Origin of the sequence: Bacillus sp. 0209A (genome assembly GCF_036765095.1) — a bacterium.
In the GTDB taxonomy this organism is placed as follows: Bacteria; Bacillota; Bacilli; order Bacillales; family Bacillaceae; genus Bacillus; species Bacillus subtilis_G.
In genome coordinates, this window is record NZ_JBAIZV010000002.1 from 161,437 (window position 1) to 186,440 (window position 25,004).

Below are 25,004 nucleotides of genomic sequence, written 5' to 3' on the forward strand. Positions count from 1 at the left end.
CCAACAGAAGGAGTGGCTGTCAATGAGTTTAGGTATTGGTGTAATTGGAACTGGAGCAATCGGAAAAGAACATATTAACCGCATCACGAACAAGCTGTCCGGTGCGGAAATCGTGGCTGTAACGGATGTGAATCAAGAAGCCGCGCAAAAGGTCGTTGAGCAATACCAATTAAACGCGGCGGTTTATCCGAATGATGACAGTCTTCTTGCCGACGAAAATGTAGACGCTGTCTTAGTGACAAGCTGGGGGCCTGCGCATGAATCGAGCGTACTGAAAGCGATTAACGCCCAAAAATATGTGTTCTGTGAAAAACCGCTCGCGACAACGGCTGAAGGATGCATGCGCATCGTCGAAGAGGAAATCAAAGTGGGCAAACGCCTTGTTCAAGTCGGCTTCATGCGCCGTTATGACAGCGGTTACGTACAGCTGAAGGAAGCGCTCGATAACCATGTCATCGGTGAGACGCTTATGATTCACTGCGCGCACCGCAACCCAAGTGTTCCCGAAAATTACACAACGGATATGGCTGTTGTTGATACGCTTGTTCATGAAATTGATGTGCTGCACTGGCTCGTCAATGATGACTACGAGTCCGTTCAAGTCATCTATCCGAAAAAATCGAAAAATGCGCTTCCGCATTTAAAAGATCCGCAAATCGTAGTCATTGAAACAAAAGGCGGCATCGTCATCAATGCAGAAATCTATGTGAACTGTAAATACGGCTACGACATTCAATGTGAAATCGTCGGAGAAGACGGTGTCATCAAGCTCCCTGAACCATCAAGCATCAGCATGAGAAAAGAAGGCAAATTCAGCACAGATATTCTGATGGATTGGCAGAGACGCTTTGTGGCCGCGTACGACGTAGAAATCCAAGACTTCATTGATTCCATTCAAAAGAAAGGCGAGGTCAGCGGACCGACGGCGTGGGATGGCTATATTGCCGCTGTTACGACTGACGCGTGTGTAAAAGCCCAGGAATCCGGACAAAAAGAAAAAGTTGATTTGAAGGAAAAGCCGGAATTCTATCAATCTTATACAACAGTTGAAAACTAAAAGTAGAGGAGTGAAAATATGAAATTAGCATTGGATCCATCGATGTATCGTGATGATTTAACGTTGGAGGAAATGGTTTATAAAACGGCGGAGCTTGGCTATGAGTATATTGAGCTATCGCCGCGCGAGGATTTTTGTCCATTCTATAAATATCCGAAGGTCGATTCAGCAAAGATTAAACAATTAAAGCGGCTTTTAAAGGATACAGGTGTTAAGCTTTCATCGCTCCTCCCTCTTTACCACTGGGCGGGTCCTGATGAAGACCGCCGCCAGGCTGCGGTGCGCAATTGGAAAAGGGCGATCGAAATTGCGGTTGAACTTGAAGTGGATTTGATGAACAGTGAATTCAGCGGTTCAAAATATGATCCTTTAACAAGTGAAGAAAAATTTATCAAATCCATGGATGAGCTTCTGCCAGTCTTTGAAAAAGAAGGCGTTAAACTGAATCTTCAAGCCCATCCATACGATTTTATCGAAACGCACAAAGGTGCGATGGATATGATCCGCGCGCTTGACAAGGATTGGATCAATCTTGTCTATTCAACTGCGCATACCTTCTTCTATGATGACGGCAAAGGCGACATCGAGACAATGTTTGACGAAGCCGGCGACCGCCTCACACATGTTTTATTTGCGGATACCTATAATCATAAAGCGGCTCATGGCCTGCGCTATATCGTCAATCCGCCTGACGCGAAAGTAACGGTTCACCAGCATTTGGACATTGGCCAAGGCGAGGTTGATTTTGAGACGATTTTCAGAAAGATGAGAGAAATGAAGTTCGATGGAATTGCGACCAACGCCGTATTTGCTTGGGTTGACAAAAGAGCGGATGAATCAAGCCGTTTTATGCTTCAAAAAATGAAAGAAGAATTAGGTCTGGCATAAGCTGAGCATGGAGTTCGGCGGGATATGGCGAACAGCCTCCCTGCCGAACTCCCTTCATATCTAAAACGCAGATGGGGGAGTCTGACATGAAACTTTGTTTTAATGAAGCCACAACATTGGAAAACTCAAATCTTAAACAGGATTTAGAACTGTGCGAAAAGCACGGCTATGATTATATTGAAATCCGCACATTGGATAAGCTGCCGGAGTACTTAAAAAACCATTCATTGGACGATCTTGCGGAGTATTTTCAAACCCATCACATTAAACCGCTTGCCTTAAACGCACTCGTTTTTTTCAACAACCGTGATGAAAAGGACACAAATGAGATCATCGCTGAATTTAAAGACATGATGGAAACGTGCAAAACCCTCGGCGTAAAATATGTCGTGGCCGTTCCGCTTGTGACTGAGCAGAAGATTGTAAAAAAAGAGATCAAAAAGAGCAGTGTAGAGATGCTGACTGAGCTTTCAGATATCGCGGAGCCGTACGGCGTAAAAATCGCGCTTGAATTTGTCGGGCATCCGCAATGTACGGTCAATACGTTTGAACAGGCGTACGACATCGTAAACACAGTCAACCGTGACAATGTCGGGCTTGTCCTTGACAGTTTCCACTTCCATGCGATGGGTTCAAATATTGAGAGCTTAAAGCAGGCGGACGGAAAGAAAATTTTCATCTACCACATCGACGATACCGAAGATTTCCCAATCGGCTTTTTAACGGATGAGGATCGTGTGTGGCCTGGCCAAGGGGCGATTGACTTAGATGCCCATTTATCAGCCCTCAAAGAAATCGGTTTCTCTGATGTTGTATCGGTTGAGCTTTTCCGGCCTGAATACTATAAGCTGAGTGCCGAGGAAGCCATTCAAACAGCGAAAAAAACAACGGTTGATGTTGTATCAAAATACTTCAACATGTAATGGATAAAGGAGGGGTGAACATGGCTTTTGTATCGATGAAAGAGCTTCTTGAAGATGCAAAACGGGAGCATTACGCAATCGGCCAGTTTAATATTAATGGCCTGCAGTGGACAAAAGCGATTTTGCGGGCTGCGGAGGAAGAACAGTCTCCTGTCATTGCGGCGGCATCAGATCGGCTGATCGACTACTTGGGCGGATTCAAAACCGTAGCCGTGATGGTCAATGCATTAATGGAAGAATTGTCAATCACCGTTCCCGTTGTCCTTCACCTTGATCACGGCAGCAGTGTGGAGCGCTGCAAACAAGCCATTGACGCAGGGTTTAGCTCGGTCATGATTGACGGATCACATTCGCCGATTGATCAGAATATCGCCATGACGAAAGAGGTAGCGGATTATGCCAAGCTTCACGGTGTGTCAGTGGAGGCTGAAGTCGGCACGGTAGGCGGCATGGAGGACGGCCTTGTGGGCGGCGTCAAATACGCTGATCTTCATGAGTGCCAGCGTCTCGCGGAAGAAACCAATATTGATGCCCTGGCGGCTGCGCTTGGATCAGTCCATGGAAAGTATCAAGGTGAACCTAAGCTCGGATTCAAAGAGATGGAGGAAATCGCTAAGGTCACGAATATTCCGCTTGTTCTTCACGGCGCATCGGGAATTCCGGCTGATCAAATCGCAAGAACAATTCAGCTTGGTCACGCGAAGATCAACATCAATACGGAATGTATGGTGGCATGGGCAGAAAAAACGCGCGTCATGTTTGAAGAAAATCGGGACTTATACGAACCCCGCGCCTATATGACGCCGGGAATTGACGCGGTAAAAGAAACAGTGAAAAGCAAAATGAAAGAATTCGGCTCAGCGGGAAAAGCCGCTAGACAGCAAGTCAGCTGAAGAAAAAGCACTCACGTCATCGTGAGTGCTTTTGTCATGCCATTTATTTTTGGTTTTCTTTCTCACGCTTCACCAGCATATCAGCAATCAAATCAACCTGTTTGCTGACGGAAATCGGATCGTATGGGTAGAATGTGTCAAAGTCATTGATAAACACGCGGTTATGTTTGACGGCGTCTAGGTTTTTCCAGATAGCGGATTCCTTCAGTTTGTCGAGTGTTTTGCTTTCGCCTTTCGGATTGTAGTCCGTAATGAACATATAATCTGCGGCATACTCAGGAATGACCTCTTGAGAGAGCTGTTTCATCTCTCCTTTTTTGATGACATCTTGTTCAATTTTTTCAGACGCTTTTAACCCAAGCGCGTTGTATACAGCTTGGCCGCCGCGTCCGCCATTGTCATTGAACACCCAAAATTCGCCCTTGTCCGTGTTTTCATAAATACCGAAAGTCGCATCTTTGTCGATGACGCCGGCCATTTTCTTTTTGGCTGCTTCCGCTTTTTTGTTAAAGTCAGCCATAAAGGATGTTGCTTCGTCTTTCGCTCCGGCGATATCCCCGAACATGCTGACTGTGTCTTCTATGTTTTTCGCTGTGTTATAAGGAACGACAACAGTTGGCGCGATTTTTTTTAATTGATCGATATTTTCTTCATTCATGACAACAATTAAGTCAGGCTGAAGCTCCGTCACTTTTTCGACGCTGATCGGATCACCGACATCCTCCACATCTTTCAGCTTTGATTTTAAAAACGGATTATCAAATGACCATGAACCCGAGCCAACCACATTCGCCCCGACAGACAGCAATTCACCAGCATAAAAATCAGTGACGATGCGTTTCGGATGTGCAGGGATTTTGACGTCTCCTTTTGTTGATTTGTATGTTCTCATTTCTGTCTTATCGGAAGCTGAATCACCTGAGCTTCCTTTCGAATCCGTGCCGCTGCAAGCGCTGACAAACATAAGAAGCAGCACCAGCATGCCCACGAGCAATGTGTTCTTTTTCATCAAGAATCCCCCAATATGTATTTTAATTAATCAGTAATGATTATCATTATCAATTAATAATATAGCAGGAAACCTGTGCTCCGTCTATCACTATTTTCTCGTTAACAGGTGACGCGGTATGCTTAATCTATTATTATAGGTAAATAGGAGGAGAAAAATATGGAAATTACAAAAAGAGGTGCCGCTTGGGAATGGCGGCATAGCTGGTGGATGCTGTTTATTTTCATGCCTTTTGCTATCACCAGTTTTTTTGCCTTTTTATTGATTGGCATCAAGGTTAGAAATAAAAAATGGATCATGTATGGAATTATTTATTTTTTCGTATTTGCGTTTGGTTTTGTGCTGCCCGATTTACCAGGAATTTTTATTGTGCTCCCGCTGTGGGCTGTGACGATTATTCATGGTTTTAAAGTGCGTCCGCTGTATCTGATTCAGCTGGATGTCTACAAAGACAATGTGGAGGCACGGGCCTTTGCTGAGGCAAGAAGTGAAGCCGAAAGCAGATTTCATGCACCAAAACAATCGATTCAAGATATACATATTCGCAAAGAACGGTAAGAAGCGGGTCTTTTATGAAGGCCCGCTTTCTCTTGTTGCGCAGAACCGATGAAAGCATTATGATGGGGGCATCAAAAAATGATGGCTCTGAAACGGCCTTATCCTTTTGGAGGATGGATTGCATGAATAAAATCATGATTGTGGAAGATAGCGAAGACATTCGGTCATTATTACAAAATTATTTAGAGAAGTACGGATATAATACCGTGGTTACCAATGATTTCACAGCTGTATTGGATAAGTTCTTGCGGGAAAAGCCCGATGTGGTGCTGCTTGATATCAACTTGCCGGCCTATGACGGATATTATTGGTGCCGGCAAATCCGCCAGCATTCGACCAGCCCGATCATCTTTATTTCTGCCAGAAGCGGCGAAATGGATCAGGTGATGGCGATTGAAAACGGCGGCGATGATTATATTGAAAAGCCCTTTTCTTATGATATTGTGCTCGCGAAAATCAAAAGCCAAATTCGCAGGGCGTATGGAGAGTATGCGGTAAAGCAGGGAGAAAGAATCGTGGAATTCGAGAGTGTGCAGCTGTATGTAGAGCGATTTGAACTGCGTTATCAAGAACAAAAGTGCGAGCTCTCAAAGAAAGAAAGCAAGCTTCTTGAGGTGTTGCTGGAACGCGGAGAAAAGGTAACGGGAAGAGACCGGTTAATGGAAAAAACGTGGGATACTGATCTGTTTGTTGATGACAATACGCTGAATGTATATATCACCCGTTTGCGCAAAAAGCTTCGTGACTTAGAGGTGCCTTTTTCGATCGAATCTGTCCGCGGTGAAGGATATCAGTTGAGGCCGCTGTCATGAGACTGTTTTTACGGGCTCATGTACTCTTAATATTGCTTTTTCTGATTCAAGGCATTTTTGTTTTTACGTACTATTGGTTTGCAGGCCAGCGTTCCCTTGCCCATTTATTCTATATACTCGGCGTGCAGCTGCTGTTGTTAGCGGTGTATTTGATCTATCGCTGGTATCAAGACCGCGGTGTTTATCAGTGGATCAGCTCTCATCAGGAGGATGCGGAAGTGCCTGATTTAGGTTCTTCTTTGTTTTGTTCTGAGCTTTATGAAAAACAGATGGAACTGAACCGCCTCCACAATCAAAAGCTTCAAGAAAAAGAAGCCAAACTGGAGGATAGGGTAACCTATATGAACCAGTGGGTGCACCAAGTGAAGACACCGCTTTCTGTTATTAATTTAATCATTCAGGAAGAGGACGAACCCATTTTTGGGCAAATCAAAAAAGAAGTCCGGCAGATTGAATATGGATTGGAAACATTGCTATATTCCTCGAGGCTCGACCTGTTTGAGAGAGATTTCAAAATAGAAGCAGTCTCTTTATCCGAGATTCTCCAAACCGTTATTCAAAGCTATAAACGGTATTTTATTGAGCATCGTGTATATCCGAAAACGAATATTCTCACTGACGATACGATTTATACAGACCCAAAATGGCTGAAATTTGCGATTGGGCAGGTTGTGACAAACGCGGTGAAGTATTCCGCGGGAATGAGTGACCGGATTGAGCTGACGATATTTCAGCATGAGGTTAAAACGGTGTTAGAAGTAAGAGATTATGGTGTGGGGATTCCCTCACAGGATATAAAGCGTGTGTTTGACCCCTATTACACAGGTGAAAACGGCCGGCGTTTCCAAGAATCAACCGGGATAGGCCTTCATCTGGTGAAAGAAATTACGAAAAAACTGAATCATGAAGTAGAGATCAGCTCTTCTTCGGGAAAAGGCACAGCGGTACAATTTTTATTTCTTACAAAAGTGTAAGGAGGCATTAAGAAAACCGCATAGCACACTGCCATCCCTCTTGATAAGATTTGTTTACCAGCTTATCAGGGGGGATTTTTTATGAGGTTCTTCGCACACATGATAAGCCGGTTTCTGATGAAGAATAACGATAAGGAGGATTCTCATGGCGAATATGCTCGAGGTCAAACATTTAAATAAAACTTACAAAGGACAAGTGTCCCACCAGGCGTTAAAACAAATCTCTTTTTCAGTAGAAGAAGGGGAATTCACGGCTGTAATGGGCCCGTCGGGTTCCGGTAAAACAACGCTTTTGAATATCATCTCTACCATAGATCGTCCTGATTCCGGAGATGTCTTGATCAAAGGAGACAACCCTCACAATCTGAAAAGAACAAGGCTGGCACAATTCAGGCGCAAACAGCTTGGTTTCGTGTTTCAGGACTTTAATCTGCTTGATACACTGACGATTGGCGAAAATATCATGCTGCCGTTAACACTCGAAAAAGAATCTCCTTCTGTCATGGAAAAAAAGCTGTATGCCATCGCAGAAAAGCTTGGAATAGAGAATCTTTTACAAAAGCGTCCGTTTGAGGTCTCAGGCGGACAGCGCCAGCGGGCGGCCATTGCGAGAGCAGTGATTCATAAACCTTCACTGATTCTGGCTGATGAACCGACGGGAAACCTAGACTCTAAAGCTTCCAAGGATGTTATGGAAACCATGCAAAGCCTGAACCAGAACGATCAGATTACAGCATTGATGGTCACCCATGATCCTGTGGCGGCAAGCTATTGCCAGCGTGTGATTTTTATTAAAGATGGAACACTGTTTAACGAAATTTACCGCGGGGATAACCGCCAGGTGTTTTATGATCAAATTCTGGATGTACTTTCTATGCTGGGGGGAAACGCAAATGACCTTTCTTCAGTTCGCTTATAAAAATGTTACACGAAACAAACGGTCGTATTTGGCGTTCTTTTTGAGCAGTGCTTTTTCTGTATTGATTTTCTTTACTTTCGCTATGTTTATTTTTCATCCTGCTCTTAAGGAAGGATACTTGAATACCATTGCGAGGAAAGGATTAACAGCAGCGGAGTGGATGATTTTTATTTTTTCAATTTTATTTGTTCTATATTCCGTTAATGCTTTTTTGAAATCCAGAAACAAAGAGTTTGGCATTCTGCTGATTCAGGGGATTACGCCCGCCCAGCTGCGGGTGCTGGTGACAGCTGAAAACATGATGATCGGCGCCTTTTCAATTGTTGCCGGGATCATCGGCGGACTGATTTTTTCAAAAACATTTTTTACAATCGGCGCTTATATTTTAGAAATGGACGCCTTGCCCCTTTATATGCCTTGGAAGGCGTTGGGGATTACGATTTGCGGATTTATGCTCTTATTTTTCCTATTATCGCAGTTTACGCTCTTTTTTATTAAATCCAAAACCGTTATTTTGCTGATCAAAGGCGCGGAAAACATGAAACCTGAGCCGAAGCCGTCTATCCTTCTGTCGATTTTCGGCGTGGCATGCCTTGTGATGGGCTACGGAATGGTCTTAAAAGAGAATGTTCACTCCTATATGCCTTTTCTGATTTTGATCTTAACCATTGTCGGAACGTATTTTTTCTTCAGCCAGAGCAGCATTTGGATATTGCGGGCCGTGAAGAAGTGGAAGGGCTTTTATTTGCGCGGGAAAAATGTCATTTGGATTTCTGATTTAGTCTATCGCTTAAAGGATAACGCCCGTCTGTTTTTTATCGTCAGTATTATTTCAGCAGTGGCATTTACAGCCACAGGGGTGCTGGCGGTTTACAAATCAACTGTCGGGGCAATGGATTCAGCCTATGAAATGGAGTACTTATCCTTTGAAGGCAATCCGAAAGAAAAACAGCACCTGCAAGATATTGAACACGAACTGAAGCATAACCATTTCTCATTTACTCGTTATGATATGCAGGTTTCATATGTGCGCTATAAGCGGGGAGATGAAGTGCCGCCTGTTATCTTAATGGATCAGGGAACATTTCAAAAGCACTTCAGCATGAGCATGAATGATCTGAAAAACGGGGAAAGCATCTATTTCCCAAGCACCTATGAAGTCAAGGATAAAACTGAATTTCCGAAACAATTAGATCTGCTGAACAAAAAAAATGAGCTGGCAAATCAGAAGCTCCAAGTGAAAGAAACAAAAAAACCGCTGATTTCTGTATACAGCGTTCTTGTCGTAAATGAAACAACCTACAAAAAGCTTCATAAGCTTGGAGAAAGCACGAAGCTCATTGGTTACAAATTTAAGAATTGGAAAGACAGTTTAGGCATCAGCCAATCACTTACAAATAAATTGTATGGTGATTATTCTGACGTTCACTTTCAATTTGATGCGAAGGCCAGCACGCACTATATGACAGTGCAACTGCCAAGCTTAAGCTTATTTATTGGGCTTTTCATTGCCATTGTCTTCTTTACCGCGGCCGGAAGCTTTTTGTATTTCCGTTTGTTTACGGATTTAGAGGAAGATCAGAAGCGCTACCGTTCATTAGCGAAGATTGGATTTAGTGAAGAAGAAATGTCACAGAGCGTAACCATTCAATTAGCGATCTTGTTCTTCTTTCCCTTTGCGATGGCTGTTCTTCATACGGTTTTTGCCATTAGAGCTGGCGACTTTGTCAACGTAACCAAACCATTGCTGCTGACAATCGGAGGATTTTTAGCTTTTCAGCTGCTGTTCTTCTTGATGGTGCGGTTTAGCTACTTGAAAAAAATAAAAAGCGATTTAACGATGAAATAAAGGAAGGTAAAGATGAAAAAAAATCTTTTCAATTATTGTGGGGGCAGGGGTTATCGCAGCGATTTGCAACATTCTCTTCATTCATAACGAGATAACAGACAGAATCAACCCGCTTGTTCCCAGACAGGATATGTATGTCCAGATGAATCGAGATGGCCAGCATCTTAAACCAGGCGGCACTAAATATACATTAGACGGCTGCAATAAGTCCGGTGAAAAGAGCGAAATAACGTTCCTGGCAAGCGGTGATCTGCGGAAGAATGCCTATTTAAAAGTCAACACAAAAGGCAAATATGTAGAGACCTGGGAAGAAGTGCAATATAAAGATTTGCCCAAAAAAGTCCAATCACAATTAAAACAATAGAGAAGCAAGCGGCATAGGGGGAGCTATGCCGCTTGCTTTTATATGTTACTGCTGGTAGGAATGCTGCTGGAATGGCGTGTTTTGTCCGAATGGAAGTGCTGATACATTCGAATTCATGCCGCTGGATTGCCCAGTGAGTTCCTGCTGCATTTGGTTGCACATGTTGACAACCTGCTGGCATTTTTGAATCGCCATATCATGTCCGTGCAGTGCTTGCTGAATGGTATGTGCAGCTTGTTGTTCGTGGTTTAGTATCTGCTGCAGCATTTGGATGTTCTGCTGCTCCTGATGAAGCATTTGGCGATATTGCTGGCTGCTTTGCTGTGTTTGCTGAATGAGCTGCTGAGCAGTTTGGCGGGCTTGGTTCAGCTGCTGCAAGCCGTGTTGTGTATTATGCATGAATGATCCCTCCATAATGATCAATTGACGTGAGTCGGTATTATCATGCAACCTGAATGAAAAGAAATTCTGCAAATGAGAAACTACAATTATTTTCCTTACCCCCTCTATCTTTGAATGAAAACGGTAAAGATTGTATACTTGTGCAAACCCTTTTTATGTAAATGCTCCGCGTTAAAATCATAAGAAGTGCGGAAAACGAAACCCTGAAATCGGGAAAATCGTATTCCGCTTCTTTCTTTGCCCGCTTCAAAAACCGCCTTCGCCTGCGGTAAATGGGATATTCAGCCTGTTTTCTACTGTGCGGAGGCGCTGATTGAGCCGATTTAAGCGGCGGGTATGGCGTTCAACAGCCTGGCTTAACTGATTGACCTGTTCGGCCATCCGTGCAATTTCCCGATTTTGGCGGCGGTCTTCATTTGTAAGGCGTGTTAACTCTCTTGTTTGTTGTTCATTTTGCCGTTCAAGTGCTGCGATTCTTCTTTCTAATGCTGGCGGCTGTCTGTCCATCTGGAGGGGCTCATAATAATCCTGCTGCGGATAAGGATTGTATTCATATTGGCTATAGTAAGGCGGCTGCGGACTGTAATATTGATAAGGGTCCATGTGATCAATCTCCTTAAAAAATGTAAAATATGGGTGAATTCTTTATAACTTATGTAGTCATTGGCACAGTGCCACGGCATTCGCCCAAAAAGGAGAGAAAGGACGGAGATTGCGATGAGAAAAACTGTGCCATGTTACTCTTAACGGATGTATGTTCATGATAGCGGGCTGCCAACAGCAACGCCATTTTATGATGGAACGTGGGATGCGGGGATGACCCCGGGACCCATGGACGGCGTGAGATGCAGCAGTTACATTTACCAAAGACGAGGTAGCAGAGACGGAAGTGATTAAAGGGAGAGGTACAGCTGTTTTAAGGCATACAAGATCATGTCCCAGATCACTGACGGGTTCATTGAGATTCAGTATCTCGGCTCCTATTATCCGCTCAAAAGCACGCTGAAAAGAGGTGAAAACGGGACGTTGAAATATGGGAGCAAAATGGCCAGACAAAAACGATGACAAGAATCGAATCAAGGACCGGCAAGGAGGAGACATATGAGAAATAAAAAAGCTGAAAGCCTGGTGTTAACAGGACTTATCTTACATATTATTCAGTGGATTTTTATGTTTTGGGCTTTTCTCAAGATTAAACATTTATTGAGTGACTATACGATTTATAATCCTAATGTCATCAGCGGATCTATGCAGTCCTTATCATTTATCCAAATGATGCGCGCTATGATCTACTCGGGGGCATTCGTGAATTATATTTTGTTTTTTGCGCTTGTATTGCTTATTTATTGTGTAGTGCTTCACGCCATCCTGATTGTTATGGAAATGGCCGCTTACGTTATGATCAGACGGAACCCTTCATCATCATGGGCAGTCTTTTTGACGGCGGCAGGTGTGAAGCTAGCCATCTTGAATATAACCGGCATTCCTTTTTTAGCTGCCGGCTTCCTGCTGATGAAACAGAAAAAAGCAGAAAACGGCGAAATGGAGACAGAAACAAAGCGGAAACCGCGCACGCGTATGCGAAGACAAGGCCGGCGTCAAAATAGAATCAGGAGAAAATCATCTCTTCCAGTTGAATATCAAAAAGAAAAAACGATATGATGGGACTATAGCCTGAAAACGACATGAAGGAGATGCAGGATGTACAAACTAATTGCAATTGATATGGACGGAACACTTTTAAATGATCACCATGAAGTAACAGAGGAGGTCCGCAACGCGCTTCACGCGGCAAAAGCGGAAGGCGTCAAAATTGTGCTTTGCACCGGCCGGCCTATCGGGGGAGTGCGGAGATATTTAGATGAACTGAATTTAATTGAAGAAGGCGACTATGTCATCGCGTACAACGGAGCGCTTGTTCAAAATACGCATACAAATGAAGTGGTCACGGAGCTGTCTCTCGGATATGATGATTTAACTTCATTATATGACCTGAGCTTAGAGCTGAAGACGCCGATGCATTACTTTGACTCATCTAATCTTTATACGCCTAACCGGGATATCAGTGAATTTACCGTATACGAATCCTATGTGACACAAGTGCCGCTTCATTACCGCAAAGTTGACGAAATGCCAAAAGACATCCTCATCCCGAAAGTGATGTTTATTGATAAACCGGAGAACTTAAGCCGCGTCATTACATCAATTCCAGAAGACGTGAGAGAAAAATATACGATGGTCAGAAGCGCGCCTTTCTTTTATGAAATTCTGCATCCGGAAGCCAGCAAAGGAAATGCCGTACGCCAGCTGGCGCAGCTGCTTGAAATTGAACAGGCGGAAGTCATGAGCATAGGTGACAACGGGAACGACCTGACAATGATTGAATGGGCGGGATGCGGCGTTGCCATGGCAAACGCCATCCCAGAAGTATTGGAGGCCGCAAACTTTCAAACACGCTCCAATAATGAACATGGAGTTGCGCATGCGATTCACGAGCTTGTTTTGGCGAAATAATGAAGTCCAGCCTTTTAGGAGGCTGGATTTTTTGTTATGGCGGCTTTATTGTGCCTGTCCGGTCTGTAATTGCGGAATGGACGCTAACATTCCTGCTGCCCCGTCGATATTTAGAACGTCAGCGATTGATCATAAACCTGTATAATTTCTGATTGGCTCTGCTGCTGAAGAAAGAGGACTGTAGAAATAAAAAGGAAGCAATCGCCATAAACATCAGCATCGTACATTTTTTTTTGAGGAACGAATCTTCTTGTTCATTGTTTTGATGTCATGCTAATCTTTTGACGAATCTATTTGACTTTCGTTATGCTGATAAAACAACTCGTTCACAAAATGTATGATTTTAGCCTGAATTGAAAGGGGACTGAATCAGATGTGCACAAGTCTTACATTGGAAACTGCTGACCGGAATCATTTATTAGCGAGAACAATGGATTTTGCATTTCAGCTGGGGACGGAGGTCATTCTCTATCCGCGCCGTTACAGCTGGACGAGTGAAGCTGACGGAAAGGTGCATCAAACGCAGTACGCGTTTATCGGTATGGGGAGAAAACTTGGAAATATATTATTTGCCGACGGTGTTAATGAAAGCGGTTTATCTTGTGCGGCGCTTTATTTTATGGGATATGCGGAGTACGAAAAAACGATACGGGGAGACGGCGTTCATATTGCCCCGCATGAGTTTGTCACATGGGTGCTGTCAGTCTGTAAGTCTTTGGAAGACGTAAAAGAAAAGATCCAATCTTTAACGATTGTAGAGAAGAAATTAGAGCTATTGGATACAGTTTTACCGCTACACTGGATATTGTCAGACCGGACGGGACGCAGCCTGACGATAGAACCGAGAACAGAAGGCATCAAAATCTATGACAATCAACCAGGTGTCATGACGAACAGCCCCGACTTTTTATGGCATGTGACCAATCTTCGGCAATATATAGGAATAAGGCCGAAACAATTCGAGAGCAAGGAGATGGCCGGCTTGATGCTGTCCGCTTTTGGCGAAGGCTCGGGCACTGTAGGTCTGCCGGGAGATTATACACCGCCTTCACGGTTTGTCAGAGCTGTTTTTCTGAAAGAACATCTAGAGCCGGCGGCAGATGAAACGAGAGGTGTATCCGCAGCTTTTCAGCTTTTGGCTAACATGGCGATACCCAAGGGTGCTGTGATAACGGAAGAAGACGAAATTGATTATACGCAATATACTTCTGTGATGTGCAGCGACACGGGAAACTACTACTTTCACCATTACGACAATCGGCAAATCCAAAAAGTAAGTTTATTTCATGAAGACCTTGACCGTTTTGAGCCTAAAGTGTTTTCTGCTAAAGCAGAAGAAAATATTCTAGAGCTTAATTAAGATTCAATCAGCTGATGCCGTTATGAATCCGGGGTCAGCTTATTTTTTTGTGCAATTTCACAGTTTTTGAATGATTGGCAAAACCAAATGGACATTAGCGGTTTCGCATAAGCGCGGCACATCATAACCAGCCGTTGAGAAAGCCGATATCAATGAATTTTTAGCGCATATTGATTAAGATTGAGCTCTATTAGGTGATTTCAGATGATATGATTAAACCAATCATACGTTTAAAAAAGGAGAAACCCCTGATGGTGAACGATGCGGTTGTATTCATTTTAGCTGTCTTTTTACTAGGGGGAGCGGCGGATTATTGTTTGGGAAACAGATGGGGGCTTGGCGAGCGGTTTGCCGACGGCTTCAAAGCCATGGGTCCGCTGGCGCTGTCGATGATCGGAATTGTGTCGCTGGCACCCGTGCTGGCAGCAATCCTGATTCCCATCGTATCTCCGGTTTATACAGCGATTGGAGCTGATCCCTCATCCTTTGCGAACACCATCTTGGCCATTGATATGGGTGGATACGCGCTCGCTGGAGAAATGGCCAAAGATCCAGATGCCGGACTGTTTTCATGGGTGTTTTTAGGAACGATGATGGGGCCGGCAATCGTCTTCACGATTCCCGTCGCTCTTGGGATCATCGAAAAAGAGGATCACCCGTATTTTGCGAAAGGCATATTAATCGGGCTGTGTACAGTACCGATCGGGTGCTTAATCGGCGGGTTATGCGCAGGTTTTGACACCATTATGATAGGTAAAAACCTTCTGATTCCGAGTCTTTTTTCTGCTGTGATCGCTTTTGGATTATGGCGGTATACCGACAACATCATTCGATTATTTCATCTGTTCGGAAAGGCTGTCAGTATGGTTGCGATTATCGGGCTCGCAGCTGTTTCCGTTGAAACGATGACCGGCATTGTGCTGATTCCGGGAATGGAAAGCGTTGAAACAGGAATACAAACGACTGGCACCATCGCCATTGCCTTGGCAGGGGCTTTTCCGATGACAGCCTTTATCACAAAAGCCTTTAAAAAGCCGCTTCAGGCAGTGGGGAGATGTTTTCATTTAGATGAGAAAGCAACAGCAGGCTTGGTGACCTCTTTGGCTCATCATATTCCGATGCTGGCCTCATTAAAAGATATGACGCCGAGAGGAAAGGTCATCAATGTCGCGTTTGCGGTTAGCGCAGCCTTTGTGCTTGGCAGCCATCTCGGTTTTGTGGCGGGAATGAAAAAAGAAATGGCGGCGGCCATGATCATTGGGAAATTAGCTGGGGGAATCACAGCTGCGGCAGCGGCTGCCTGGATGACGCCTGCACAATCAGCTGATCAGCAAAAACACGCATCAGCCGGCTATAGCTGAGGCAGAAGCTGTTTCAACTTTGTCCAATCGGGAATGTTACAGTAAGGATTCTGTGAAAGAAGGTTGGATACATGGCCGTGAAAGACGAGTGCATGTCAAAAATCAAACAGGAAACCAAGCCTTGGATTAAGCAATTCGGGAGGCTTGGTTATTTTGCATTCGGCGGCGTTTTTATCCTGCTCGGGATCTTAGCATGTATGACGGCAGCAGGGGCGGGCGGCGCGAAAGATTCGAGCGGAGCGTTTCAAACGCTATCACGTATGCCGTATGGATCAATCTTGCTTTTGCTCATTGGCGTCGGTCTCATCGGCTATGTGATATGGATGGTGCTGAGCGCGCTCAAGGACACAGAGGGCTACGGAACAAGCAGGCGCGGCCTGTCACGGAGAACGGGAAACTTTTTCAGCGCCGCCGTTTACGCATCCATTGCTTGGAATGCCTTGCGATTTGTGTTTGGCCAAGGAACCGGCGGCACTTCAGAACAGACGTGGTCCGCTTATGTATTGGCGCAGCCGTTCGGCCAATGGCTCACAGGGGTTACGGGTGCGGTTTTTATCCTATTTGCGATTGTTCAATTTGTGAAGGGTGTCCGGGCTGCATTTATGAAAGAATTCGATACGTCAAAAATGAACAAACAGATGATATGCATCGCAAAAAACACCGGACGCGCAGGCCATATCGCCCGGGCTATTATTTTCTCAGCTATCGGTTATTTTCTCATTAAGACCGCTATCACCGCTGACCCTGACGACACAAGAGGCTTTGACGGCGCGCTCGCCGAACTCGCGCAACAGCCGCATGGCAAAATGATTTTATGTATTTTGGCGTTCGGGCTGATCTTATATGGAATGTACGCCATTATGAAAGGCATTTATCAGCATATGGCATGGGAGAAGTGAGCTCTCGGCAGATTCGCGTCCAGCGCGTTTTTTCAGTTTCTTAGAAATCAGGTGGATGAAAGCTGGTGTCAGCCTGTATAATAAAAGCAAATCGAAAGCAGTTTCATCATGAACTGATCCACAGGGAGGTGCGGAATGGATTGGGAAAAACAGCAATTAAGCATAGAAGCGGCAAGGCTATACTATCAGTCTGACTACAGTCAGCAGCAAATTGCTGAGCAGCTCAACATTTCAAGGCCGACCGTTTCCCGGCTGCTGCAATATGCAAAAGCAAAAGGGTTTGTCCAGATTCGCGTCATGGACCCTTTTGAGGATTTGGATGCACTCGGTTCCATGCTTGAAGAAAAATACGGGCTTCTCGAGGCGCATGTTGTGTTTTCTCCGACCCCCGATTATGCAGGAATTACACATGACCTAAGCCGCTATGGTGCAGAATATATGCATGAAACGGTGAAAGACGGCGACATTGTCGGCGTCAGCTGGGGAACCACCATGTATCAAATCGCGCAGAACATGCAGCCGAAGCAGGTTAAAGGCGTCGAGGTCGTCCAGCTGAAAGGCGGTATCAGCCATTCCCGGGTGAACACGTATTCCGCTGAAACGATTCAGCTGTTTGCAGAGGCTTTTCAAACGATGCCGCGCTATCTCCCGCTTCCCGTCGTATTTGATCATGCCGATGTAAAGCAAATGGTGGAGAAAGACCGTCATATCGAGCGGATCATCGAGATGGGCAAGCAGGCGAATATCGCTCTCTTCACGGTGGGAACGGTCCGTGACGAAGCGCTGTTATTCAGGCTCGGGTATTTTAATGAAGAAGAGAAAGCCTTGCTGAAAAGACAGGCCGTCGGCGATATTTGTTCACGCTTTTTTGATGCGAAAGGAAATATTTGCAGCACAGCCATCAATGACCGGACCATCGGCGTTGAGCTTGAAGACTTGAGGTTGAAGGAACGCTCAATTTTAGTGGCCGGCGGAAGCAGAAAAGTGTCTTCCATACACGGAGCGTTAACCGGAAAATATGCCAATGTTTTAATCATTGACCAGCATACCGCAAGGGCGCTTGTTAATGATTTGTGACACGTGCAAACCGTTCGATGAACAAAATTTCAATTACCAATTTACATATGTTCAAAAGTCGGTTATGCTAAAAAATATCTTAACAAAAAAGGAAGTGTGCGACGGATGTCATTAGCTAACAAAATTGATCATACAGCTTTGAAACCGCATACACAAAAAGCGGAAATTCTAACATTAATTGAAGAAGCGAAAACATACAAGTTTGCTTCTGTATGTGTCAATCCGACATGGGTGCAGCTTGCTGCAAAAGAGCTTGAGGGAACTGGAGTTGACGTTTGTACGGTCATCGGCTTCCCGCTCGGTGCCAACACAACTGAAACAAAAGCGTTCGAAACAAAAGACGCGATTTCAAAAGGCGCCACTGAAGTGGACATGGTCATTAACATTGCCGCTTTGAAAGACAAAGAAGATGACATAGTTGAAGCGGACATCCGCGGTGTGGTGGAAGCTGCAGCCGGAAAAGCGCTTGTCAAAGTCATTATCGAAACATGCCTTCTGACTGATGAAGAAAAAGAACGAGCATGCCGTTTAGCGGTTTCTGCGGGAGCGGATTTCGTGAAAACATCAACAGGCTTCTCAACAGGCGGCGCAACGAAGGAAGATATCGCCTTAATGCGCAAAACTGTAGGCTCTGATATCGGTGTGAAAGCATCCGGCGGCGTCAGAACGAAAGAAGATGTAGACACAATGATCGAGGCGGGTGCGAGCCGAATCGGCGCAAGCGCAGGCGTTTCCATTGTAAAAGGGGAACATGCATCTGGCGGAGACAACTATTAAGAAGCAGACGGAAGGCCCATTGCTTTCCGTTACTCTTCTATTATTCACGGGGAAATAATAATTGTAAGCGAATACAGATAAAGGAGAACACATATGAAGTATTTGATTGGGATTATCGGTTTAATCGTGTTTTTAGGCCTTGCGTGGATCGCAAGCAGCGGGAAAAAGAGAATTAAGATCCGCCCAATTGTTGTTATGCTCATTTTGCAATTTATACTCGGCTACATTCTCCTCAATACCGGTGTGGGGAATTTCCTTGTAGGAGGATTTGCAAAAGGATTCAATTACTTGCTTGAATACGCGGCAGAAGGCATCAACTTTGTGTTTGGCGGTCTGGTGAATGCGGACCAAACGACATTCTTTATGAATGTTCTCTTGCCGATTGTGTTTATTTCCGCTCTGATTGGGATTTTACAAAAGTGGAAGATACTTCCGTTCATTATTAAATATATCGGACTTGCTCTCAGCAAGATAAACGGTATGGGAAGACTGGAATCATATAACGCAGTCGCTTCTGCTATTTTAGGGCAGTCTGAAGTGTTTATCTCCTTGAAGAAAGAACTCGGTCTTTTAAATCAGCAGCGCTTGTACACGCTTTGCGCTTCTGCGATGTCAACTGTATCCATGTCAATCGTCGGCGCGTATATGACGATGCTTGAACCGGAATATGTTGTAACGGCGCTGGTCTTGAACTTATTTGGCGGCTTCATTATTGCTACTATTATAAATCCTTACGATGTTGATGAAGAAGAGGATATGCTTCGTGTTGAAGAAGAAGAAAAACAATCCTTCTTCGAAGTGCTTGGAGAATACATCCTCGATGGCTTCAAAGTAGCGGTTGTCGTCGCTGCGATGCTGATCGGATTTGTCGCGATTATTGCCTTGATTAACGGTATTTTTAATGCAGTATTCGGCATTTCCTTCCAAGACATTCTTGGATATGTGTTTGCTCCATTCGCTTTTCTTGTGGGGATCCCATGGAATGAAGCTGTTAATGCGGGAAGCATTATGGCAACAAAAATGGTATCGAATGAATTTGTCGCTATGACGACATTAACGCAAAACGGCTTTGATTTCAGCGGCCGTACAACAGCGATCGTATCGGTATTCCTTGTGTCATTTGCGAACTTCTCCTCAATCGGAATCATAGCCGGTGCCGTAAAAGGCCTGAATGAAAAACAAGGAAATGTTGTTGCTCGTTTCGGCCTGAAATTATTATACGGCGCTACGCTTGTCAGCTTTTTATCAGCGGCAATTGTGGGCTTGATTTACTGAACATAAACGAAAAGGATCGGTGACCATAATGAGAATGGTAGATATTATCATCAAAAAACAGAACGGAAAAGAACTCACCACAGAAGAAATTCAATTTTTCGTGAACGGCTATACGGATGGAAGCATTCCTGATTATCAGGCAAGCTCGCTTGCCATGGCGATTTTTTTCCAGGATATGAGTGACCGCGAGCGTGCGGATTTGACGATGGCTATGGTGAACTCCGGTGAAACGATTGATCTTTCTGCCATTGAAGGAATTAAAGTGGATAAACACTCCACCGGCGGCGTCGGCGACACGACAACACTCGTTCTCGCCCCGCTTGTTGCGGCTCTTGATGTGCCGGTAGCCAAAATGTCCGGACGCGGCCTCGGACATACAGGCGGAACGATTGATAAATTAGAAGCGATCGACGGCTTTCACGTGGAGCTGTCGAAGGACGAATTTATTAAGCTTGTGAATCGCGATAAGGTCGCCGTCATTGGCCAAAGCGGCAATTTAACGCCGGCTGATAAAAAACTGTACGCGCTTCGTGATGTGACAGGAACGGTCAATTCCATCCCGCTCATCGCAAGCTCGATTATGAGCAAGAAAATCGCTGCCGGGGCGGATGCTATTGTACTCGACGTAAAAACGGGAGCGGGCGCCTTTATGAAAACGGAAGAAGACGCGGCTGAACTCGCCAAAGCGATGGTACGCATCGGAAATAACGTCGGCCGCCAAACCATGGCAGTCATTTCCGACATGTCCCAGCCGCTCGGCTTTGCGATTGGAAATGCGCTTGAAGTCAAAGAAGCGATTGACACGCTCAAAGGCGAGGGCCCTGAGGATCTTCATGAGCTTGTTTTAACGCTCGGAAGCCAAATGGTTGTGCTTGCGAAAAAAGCCGATACATTAGACGAGGCGAGAGCGAAGCTGGAAGAAGTCATGAAAAACGGCAAAGCGCTTGAGAAATTCAAGGACTTCCTGAAAAACCAAGGCGGCGACAGCTCGATTGTTGACGAGCCGTCTAAGCTTCCGCAGGCTGCTTATCAAATTGATGTGCCTGCCAAAGAAGCCGGTTTCGTTTCTGAAATCGTCGCGGACGAAATCGGTGTCGCAGCCATGCTGTTAGGTGCCGGCCGCGCCACAAAAGAAGACGAAATCGATTTAGCCGTCGGCATCATGCTCCGCAAAAAGGTCGGCGACAAGGTAGAAAAAGGCGAACCACTCGTCACGCTTTACGCCAACCGCGAGAACGTCGATGAAGTCATGGCGAAAGTCTATGACAACATCCGCATCGCAGCAGAGGCGAAGGCGCCGAAGCTGATTCATACGTTAATTACGGAATAAAAATAAAGCACATCCCATCCTGAGTGGGGTGTGCTGTTTTAATTAAAGGATATGATCGATCTGATAATCCTCTTGGGTGTTTTTTTTTGCTTTCTCAAGCTTTCTTTTGAAATAGAAGATGAGATAGCAAAGGATGATACAAGGAATTCCGCAGAATAGTGCGATTCTTTGATTGGGATCAAAAGCGAGACCGATACAAGAAGCTGAACATAATAAAAGAGCGGCTATAGGTATAAAAGGATAAAGCGGTGCGCGAAATGTCAGATCTTTAACATTCCCCCCTTTTTTAAGAAATCTCTTTCTAAACAAGAGCTGAGACAGGGCAATGCTCATCCAGACCACAACTCCTGCGAACCCAGCAATCGCTACCATCACCACATAAACAGTTCCGGGCGCCACGATACTGGAAACGAGAGATAAACAAGATACGGCCATACTGATGATTAGGGCATTTAGTGGGATGCCTTTAGATGTGACTTTTTTAAAACGAGAGCTGATCATGTTTTCATTTGCTAAAGACCACAGCATACGGGTTGAGGCATACAGGCCTGAATTGGCAACGGAAAGCAAGGCTGTTAATATCACGAAATTCATAATATCTGCGGCGTAAGGGATTCCGATTTCTGCAAACACTGCTACAAAGGGGCTTTCAATCACTCCTGCTTCTTTCCATGAAATCAGTCCGGATAATACGAAGACGGCACCAATGAAAAAAATGACTGTTCTCCATGCGACATTACGAATGGAGCGCGGAATATCTTTTTGAGGATCTGCTGATTCTCCTGCTGTGACTCCGATTAATTCTGTTCCAGAAAAGGCGAAACTCACAGATATCATAGCGATAAATACGGCGAGAAAGCCGTTCGGAAACAACCCTCCATGATCTGTGAAATTTGAAAACACAGGAGCATCAGCCGTCCCGTTTAGAGAGATCAGGCCGAACATGGCGGCTCCTCCTAAAATGATAAATAAAATGATGGTGACAATCTTTACGCTGGAAAACCAAAATTCGGTTTCCGCAAATAACTTGACTGAAAATGCGTTGCATACGAAAAGGAGAGCTGCGAAAATTGCACTCCACATCCATACGCTGCTGTCAGGAAACCAGCGCTGCATGAGAATGCCGGATGCGGTAAACTCTGAACCTACCGTCACCACCCAATTCACCCAGTACATGATGCCGACCATAAAACCGGTAGATGGCCCGATGAATGTTGTGGCGTATTTTTGAAAAGAACCGGTCACGGGCATGGCGACCGACAATTCACCGAGACATTGCATGACGAGGTACATCATCAACCCGCCGATTACATATGCGAGGATCGTACCGCCGGGTCCAGCTTGATTTAGCGTATAGCCTGTGCTGAGGAAAAGTCCTGTGCCTATGACGCCTCCCAATGAGATCATAAATAAGTGCCTGCTTTTCATCGTGCGTTTTAGCTGTTGGCCGCTGTTTCCCTGAAGACTCACCGTCTCGTCCTCCTTTTAGCTGCCATTCATTAGGCAGATGAGTTTCTCGTATCCAAAATACAACCAGACAGAAGATCATTAGAACGGGGAGAACTTCATTCCTTTTAATGCGTGTAACAGAACGTGCGCCGCGGCTCTGCTAGTCATATCTCGAAAATCGAGGGTAGGGTCGACTTCAACGATTTCAATCCCGGCGACATTAGGCTGCTGTGCGATGTATTTGACGGCTTCGAGTAATTCGTCTGTATAAAGGCCGCCTGGGCCAATCGCTGGACAGCCGGGTGCATGGGACTGGTCTAAGACATCCATATCAACTGATATAAAAATGAAGTCTGTTCTCGTTTGGATGGCAGGCAGAATCTCTTTTATCGTCGGGACTAGTCCTTTTTCACGTACCATGCCCATCGTGTGAATGTTCACGTTATGTTTTTTCGCATATGTTTCATACGCTAAGCTGTTGCTGAATTCTCTGATGCCCAGCTGAATCAAATGCTGGCCTTTAATGATTTCTTCATCCAAAAGGCGGCGGAAGGGAGTGCCGTTGGTCGGCCCTCCGTCCTCCGTGTTCCGAACATCATGATGGGCATCAAATTGAATAACTGCGATCGTTCCTTTCGTTTGTGCTATTGCTTTTATAGTGGAGTAGCTGATGGAGTTATCTCCACCGAGTATGAACGGCACCCAATCTGGGTGATCCGAAAGTAGCGCATGCATGGTAAGAAAGATTTGATGATGTGACTTTACGATATCAGTGACATGAATATCAATATCCCCCAGGTCGTAAAGAAGGTCAGATACGACATGTTCTCCAAGCTCGGCAGAATAGGCAGATGTGTTTTTAAGAGCCTGGCGGATTGTTCCGGGGGCAAAGGAAGCGCCTGAATGACTGATGGAGGATTTTGATAGGGGGACACCTATCAATGCCGGCCCTTTAATGCCTTGGCCGTCCCATTTTGCGATCAGGTCGCTCATTTTTGTTACATTCCGGTCTTGAAACGAAGAACCAGCCTCTCTGAGAAAAGGGTATTTATCCATAAATGGCTCTCTCCCTGTTAACAACAACTGTTCCGTTTTTCATGACTTGATGTACATGATTGACGCCATAGTGATACGGAATATACATGTAATTCGAGGCTTGCCAAATGACAAGATCAGCTGAGCGGCCGGCTTTGAGCTGACCGGCTTCTTCTCCTTTTCCTATGGCGTATGCGGCATTGACTGTGACCGCATGCCATATTTCTTCCGCAGTCATTTTCAGATGAAGCGCGGCAATCGACATGATCAGCTGGATATTTTCAGTCGGCGAGCTGCCAGGATTAAAGTCCGTTGCCAAGCTGACACATACACCCTCATCAATCATGTCTCTTGCTCTGGCGAATGTGCTTTTGCCAAGATAAAATGTCGTGCCCGGCAAGAGGACGGCGATCGTTCCTGCCTCAGCCAATTTTTTTATGCCTTCGTCTGAGGCGCCTACTAAATGGTCGGCTGAGACAGCCTTTAGCTCCCCCGCTAATTCAGCTCCTCCAAGCGGGTCGATTTCATCTGCGTGTATTTTCAACCCGAATCCCGCTTCAGCCGCTTTTTTTAAGTAACGGCGGGATTGACTGACGGTAAAAACGCCTGTTTCTGTAAAAATATCCGCAAAGCTTGCGAGCTCTTGCTCTTTTATTTCCGGCAACAGATAAAGCATTTGATCCAGAAATTCATCTGGGTTTTGTTGATATTCGGGAGGGATCGCATGGGCTCCCATAAACGTGGAGACAAGGTCAACAGGCTGGTTCTCATGAAGTTGTTTTGCGGCACGCAATTGTTTTAGCTCTGATTCTTTTTCTAAGCCATAGCCGCTTTTCACTTCAGCCGTGGTCGTCCCGTAGGACAGCATTCTCTCCAGATGAAAATGGCCTTTTTGCAGCAGCTCTTCTTCTGAAGCCGCTCTGGTGTCTTTGACAGTAGACAGAATTCCGCCCCCCTGCGCCAGTATATCTAAATATGAGATGCCCTGAAGCTTTAGATTCAGCTCCTTTTCCCGAGATCCGCCAAATACAAGATGGGTATGCGGATCGACGAGACCCGGCGTTACAAGCCGTCCCGAACAGTCAATGATTTCGTCTGCCTCGTAATCGGCTTCAGCTCCTTTTTTTGAGGCGAACACAATCTTCTGTTCATGGATGCCGACCACAGCGTCTTCGATCACATGAAGAGCCTGCATGCTTTTGCCCGCGCGGGGGCCGCTGCTTTCCATCGTCAAAAGCTGACCGATGTTGATGAGAATCGTATCAATTTGTTTCGGCAT

The 25,004-nt window shown here is 45.2% G+C and carries 26 protein-coding genes and 1 pseudogene; 21 read left to right on the plus strand and 6 right to left on the minus strand.

What is annotated here, in order from left to right:
* The first annotated feature begins 22 nt into the window (after positions 1-22).
* The 4 genes from iolG (at position 23) to fba (ending at position 3,761) form a co-directional block, all read left to right on the plus strand.
* Positions 23-1,057 carry a bifunctional inositol 2-dehydrogenase/D-chiro-inositol 1-dehydrogenase gene (gene iolG / locus V6D44_RS06055; RefSeq protein ID WP_333516342.1) on the plus strand — a complete coding sequence of 345 codons (1,035 nt, stop codon included), beginning with the start codon at positions 23-25 and terminating at the stop codon, positions 1,055-1,057.
* Positions 1,058-1,075: 18 nt separating this feature from the next.
* Complete coding sequence (locus V6D44_RS06060; RefSeq protein ID WP_087991945.1) at positions 1,076-1,945, plus strand: sugar phosphate isomerase/epimerase family protein; 870 nt, start codon at positions 1,076-1,078, stop codon at positions 1,943-1,945.
* Between the two features lie 86 nt (positions 1,946-2,031).
* On the plus strand, positions 2,032-2,868 hold the full coding sequence (gene iolI, locus V6D44_RS06065) for a 2-keto-myo-inositol isomerase (RefSeq protein ID WP_087991944.1): 837 nt from the start codon (positions 2,032-2,034) through the stop codon (positions 2,866-2,868).
* A gap of 20 nt (positions 2,869-2,888) precedes the next feature.
* Positions 2,889-3,761: a class II fructose-1,6-bisphosphate aldolase gene (gene fba / locus V6D44_RS06070; RefSeq protein WP_087991943.1), complete on the plus strand. Its 873-nt coding sequence runs from the start codon at positions 2,889-2,891 to the stop codon at positions 3,759-3,761.
* A gap of 43 nt (positions 3,762-3,804) precedes the next feature.
* Here the strand turns inward: fba and V6D44_RS06075 are convergent, their stop codons facing one another.
* Complete coding sequence (locus V6D44_RS06075) at positions 3,805-4,770, minus strand: iron-hydroxamate ABC transporter substrate-binding protein (protein WP_087991942.1); 966 nt, start codon at positions 4,768-4,770, stop codon at positions 3,805-3,807.
* Between the two features lie 159 nt (positions 4,771-4,929).
* Between V6D44_RS06075 and V6D44_RS06080 the strand changes: the two genes are divergently transcribed.
* The 6 genes from V6D44_RS06080 to V6D44_RS06105 all read left to right on the plus strand — a co-directional run bounded on the left by V6D44_RS06080 (position 4,930) and on the right by V6D44_RS06105 (position 10,246).
* Positions 4,930-5,328: a hypothetical protein gene (locus V6D44_RS06080; RefSeq protein WP_202327822.1), complete on the plus strand. Its 399-nt coding sequence runs from the start codon at positions 4,930-4,932 to the stop codon at positions 5,326-5,328.
* A 122-nt stretch (positions 5,329-5,450) separates the two neighbouring features.
* The gene (locus tag V6D44_RS06085) at positions 5,451-6,140 is read left to right on the plus strand and encodes a response regulator transcription factor (RefSeq protein WP_087991957.1); all 690 of its coding nucleotides are present in this window, start codon (positions 5,451-5,453) and stop codon (positions 6,138-6,140) included.
* Positions 6,137-7,114 (plus strand): sensor histidine kinase, encoded by a 978-nt coding sequence (locus V6D44_RS06090; RefSeq protein WP_087991940.1) that lies wholly within the window; start codon positions 6,137-6,139, stop codon positions 7,112-7,114. The genes V6D44_RS06085 and V6D44_RS06090 overlap by 4 nt, the downstream gene beginning before the upstream one ends.
* Before the next feature lie 145 nt (positions 7,115-7,259).
* Positions 7,260-8,033, plus strand: a complete 774-nt coding sequence (locus tag V6D44_RS06095) for an ABC transporter ATP-binding protein (protein ID WP_087991939.1) — start codon at positions 7,260-7,262, stop codon at positions 8,031-8,033.
* The gene (locus V6D44_RS06100) at positions 8,008-9,882 is read left to right on the plus strand and encodes an FtsX-like permease family protein (protein WP_202327824.1); all 1,875 of its coding nucleotides are present in this window, start codon (positions 8,008-8,010) and stop codon (positions 9,880-9,882) included. Before V6D44_RS06095 ends, V6D44_RS06100 begins: the two co-directional genes overlap by 26 nt.
* 22 nt (positions 9,883-9,904) lie before the next feature.
* Positions 9,905-10,246, plus strand: coding sequence for a YxeA family protein (locus tag V6D44_RS06105; protein ID WP_333516477.1), 342 nt, complete (start codon positions 9,905-9,907; stop codon positions 10,244-10,246).
* A gap of 45 nt (positions 10,247-10,291) precedes the next feature.
* Here the strand turns inward: V6D44_RS06105 and V6D44_RS06110 are convergent, their stop codons facing one another.
* Both V6D44_RS06110 and cotNE read right to left on the minus strand, forming a co-directional pair.
* A complete protein-coding gene (locus tag V6D44_RS06110) occupies positions 10,292-10,645 on the minus strand; it encodes a hypothetical protein (protein WP_087991936.1) in 354 nt (117 codons plus the stop codon).
* A 249-nt stretch (positions 10,646-10,894) separates the two neighbouring features.
* The gene (gene cotNE / locus V6D44_RS06115) at positions 10,895-11,251 is read right to left on the minus strand and encodes an inner spore coat protein CotNE (RefSeq protein ID WP_087991934.1); all 357 of its coding nucleotides are present in this window, start codon (positions 11,249-11,251) and stop codon (positions 10,895-10,897) included.
* A gap of 228 nt (positions 11,252-11,479) precedes the next feature.
* On the opposite strand from cotNE, the pseudogene V6D44_RS06120 reads away from it, so the two are divergent.
* The 11 genes and pseudogenes from V6D44_RS06120 to V6D44_RS06170 all read left to right on the plus strand — a co-directional run bounded on the left by V6D44_RS06120 (position 11,480) and on the right by V6D44_RS06170 (position 21,241).
* A pseudogene (locus tag V6D44_RS06120) lies at positions 11,480-11,713 on the plus strand (DUF3255 family protein).
* The gene (locus tag V6D44_RS06125; RefSeq protein WP_277986980.1) at positions 11,710-11,760 is read left to right on the plus strand and encodes a hypothetical protein; all 51 of its coding nucleotides are present in this window, start codon (positions 11,710-11,712) and stop codon (positions 11,758-11,760) included. Before V6D44_RS06120 ends, V6D44_RS06125 begins: the two are co-directional and overlap by 4 nt.
* Positions 11,750-12,310 carry a hypothetical protein gene (locus V6D44_RS06130; RefSeq protein ID WP_087991933.1) on the plus strand — a complete coding sequence of 187 codons (561 nt, stop codon included), beginning with the start codon at positions 11,750-11,752 and terminating at the stop codon, positions 12,308-12,310. Before V6D44_RS06125 ends, V6D44_RS06130 begins: the two co-directional genes overlap by 11 nt.
* A 39-nt stretch (positions 12,311-12,349) precedes the next feature.
* On the plus strand, positions 12,350-13,162 hold the full coding sequence (yidA, locus tag V6D44_RS06135; RefSeq protein ID WP_087991932.1) for a sugar-phosphatase: 813 nt from the start codon (positions 12,350-12,352) through the stop codon (positions 13,160-13,162).
* A 373-nt stretch (positions 13,163-13,535) separates the two neighbouring features.
* Positions 13,536-14,522 carry a choloylglycine hydrolase family protein gene (locus V6D44_RS06140; RefSeq protein WP_087991931.1) on the plus strand — a complete coding sequence of 329 codons (987 nt, stop codon included), beginning with the start codon at positions 13,536-13,538 and terminating at the stop codon, positions 14,520-14,522.
* Between the two features lie 248 nt (positions 14,523-14,770).
* Positions 14,771-15,883: an ethanolamine utilization protein EutH gene (gene eutH, locus V6D44_RS06145; protein ID WP_087991956.1), complete on the plus strand. Its 1,113-nt coding sequence runs from the start codon at positions 14,771-14,773 to the stop codon at positions 15,881-15,883.
* 71 nt (positions 15,884-15,954) lie between these two features.
* A complete protein-coding gene (locus V6D44_RS06150) occupies positions 15,955-16,782 on the plus strand; it encodes a DUF1206 domain-containing protein (protein WP_087991930.1) in 828 nt (275 codons plus the stop codon).
* Positions 16,783-16,917: 135 nt separating this feature from the next.
* A complete protein-coding gene (deoR, locus tag V6D44_RS06155; protein WP_333516343.1) occupies positions 16,918-17,859 on the plus strand; it encodes a DNA-binding transcriptional repressor DeoR in 942 nt (313 codons plus the stop codon).
* 105 nt (positions 17,860-17,964) lie between these two features.
* Complete coding sequence (deoC, locus tag V6D44_RS06160; protein WP_087991928.1) at positions 17,965-18,636, plus strand: deoxyribose-phosphate aldolase; 672 nt, start codon at positions 17,965-17,967, stop codon at positions 18,634-18,636.
* 93 nt (positions 18,637-18,729) lie between these two features.
* Positions 18,730-19,911 carry a nucleoside permease NupC gene (nupC, locus tag V6D44_RS06165; protein WP_333516344.1) on the plus strand — a complete coding sequence of 394 codons (1,182 nt, stop codon included), beginning with the start codon at positions 18,730-18,732 and terminating at the stop codon, positions 19,909-19,911.
* Positions 19,912-19,939: 28 nt separating this feature from the next.
* Positions 19,940-21,241, plus strand: a complete 1,302-nt coding sequence (locus V6D44_RS06170) for a pyrimidine-nucleoside phosphorylase (RefSeq protein ID WP_087991926.1) — start codon at positions 19,940-19,942, stop codon at positions 21,239-21,241.
* 42 nt (positions 21,242-21,283) lie between these two features.
* Here V6D44_RS06170 and V6D44_RS06175 read toward each other — a convergent pair whose 3' ends face one another.
* The 3 genes from V6D44_RS06175 to hutI form a co-directional block, all read right to left on the minus strand.
* Positions 21,284-22,711, minus strand: a complete 1,428-nt coding sequence (locus V6D44_RS06175; RefSeq protein ID WP_333516345.1) for an amino acid permease — start codon at positions 22,709-22,711, stop codon at positions 21,284-21,286.
* A gap of 78 nt (positions 22,712-22,789) precedes the next feature.
* Positions 22,790-23,746 carry a formimidoylglutamase gene (gene hutG, locus V6D44_RS06180; protein ID WP_202327832.1) on the minus strand — a complete coding sequence of 319 codons (957 nt, stop codon included), beginning with the start codon at positions 23,744-23,746 and terminating at the stop codon, positions 22,790-22,792.
* Entirely contained in the window at positions 23,739-25,004 is a 1,266-nt protein-coding gene (gene hutI / locus V6D44_RS06185) for an imidazolonepropionase (RefSeq protein WP_202327833.1), read from the minus strand. The genes hutG and hutI overlap by 8 nt, the downstream gene beginning before the upstream one ends.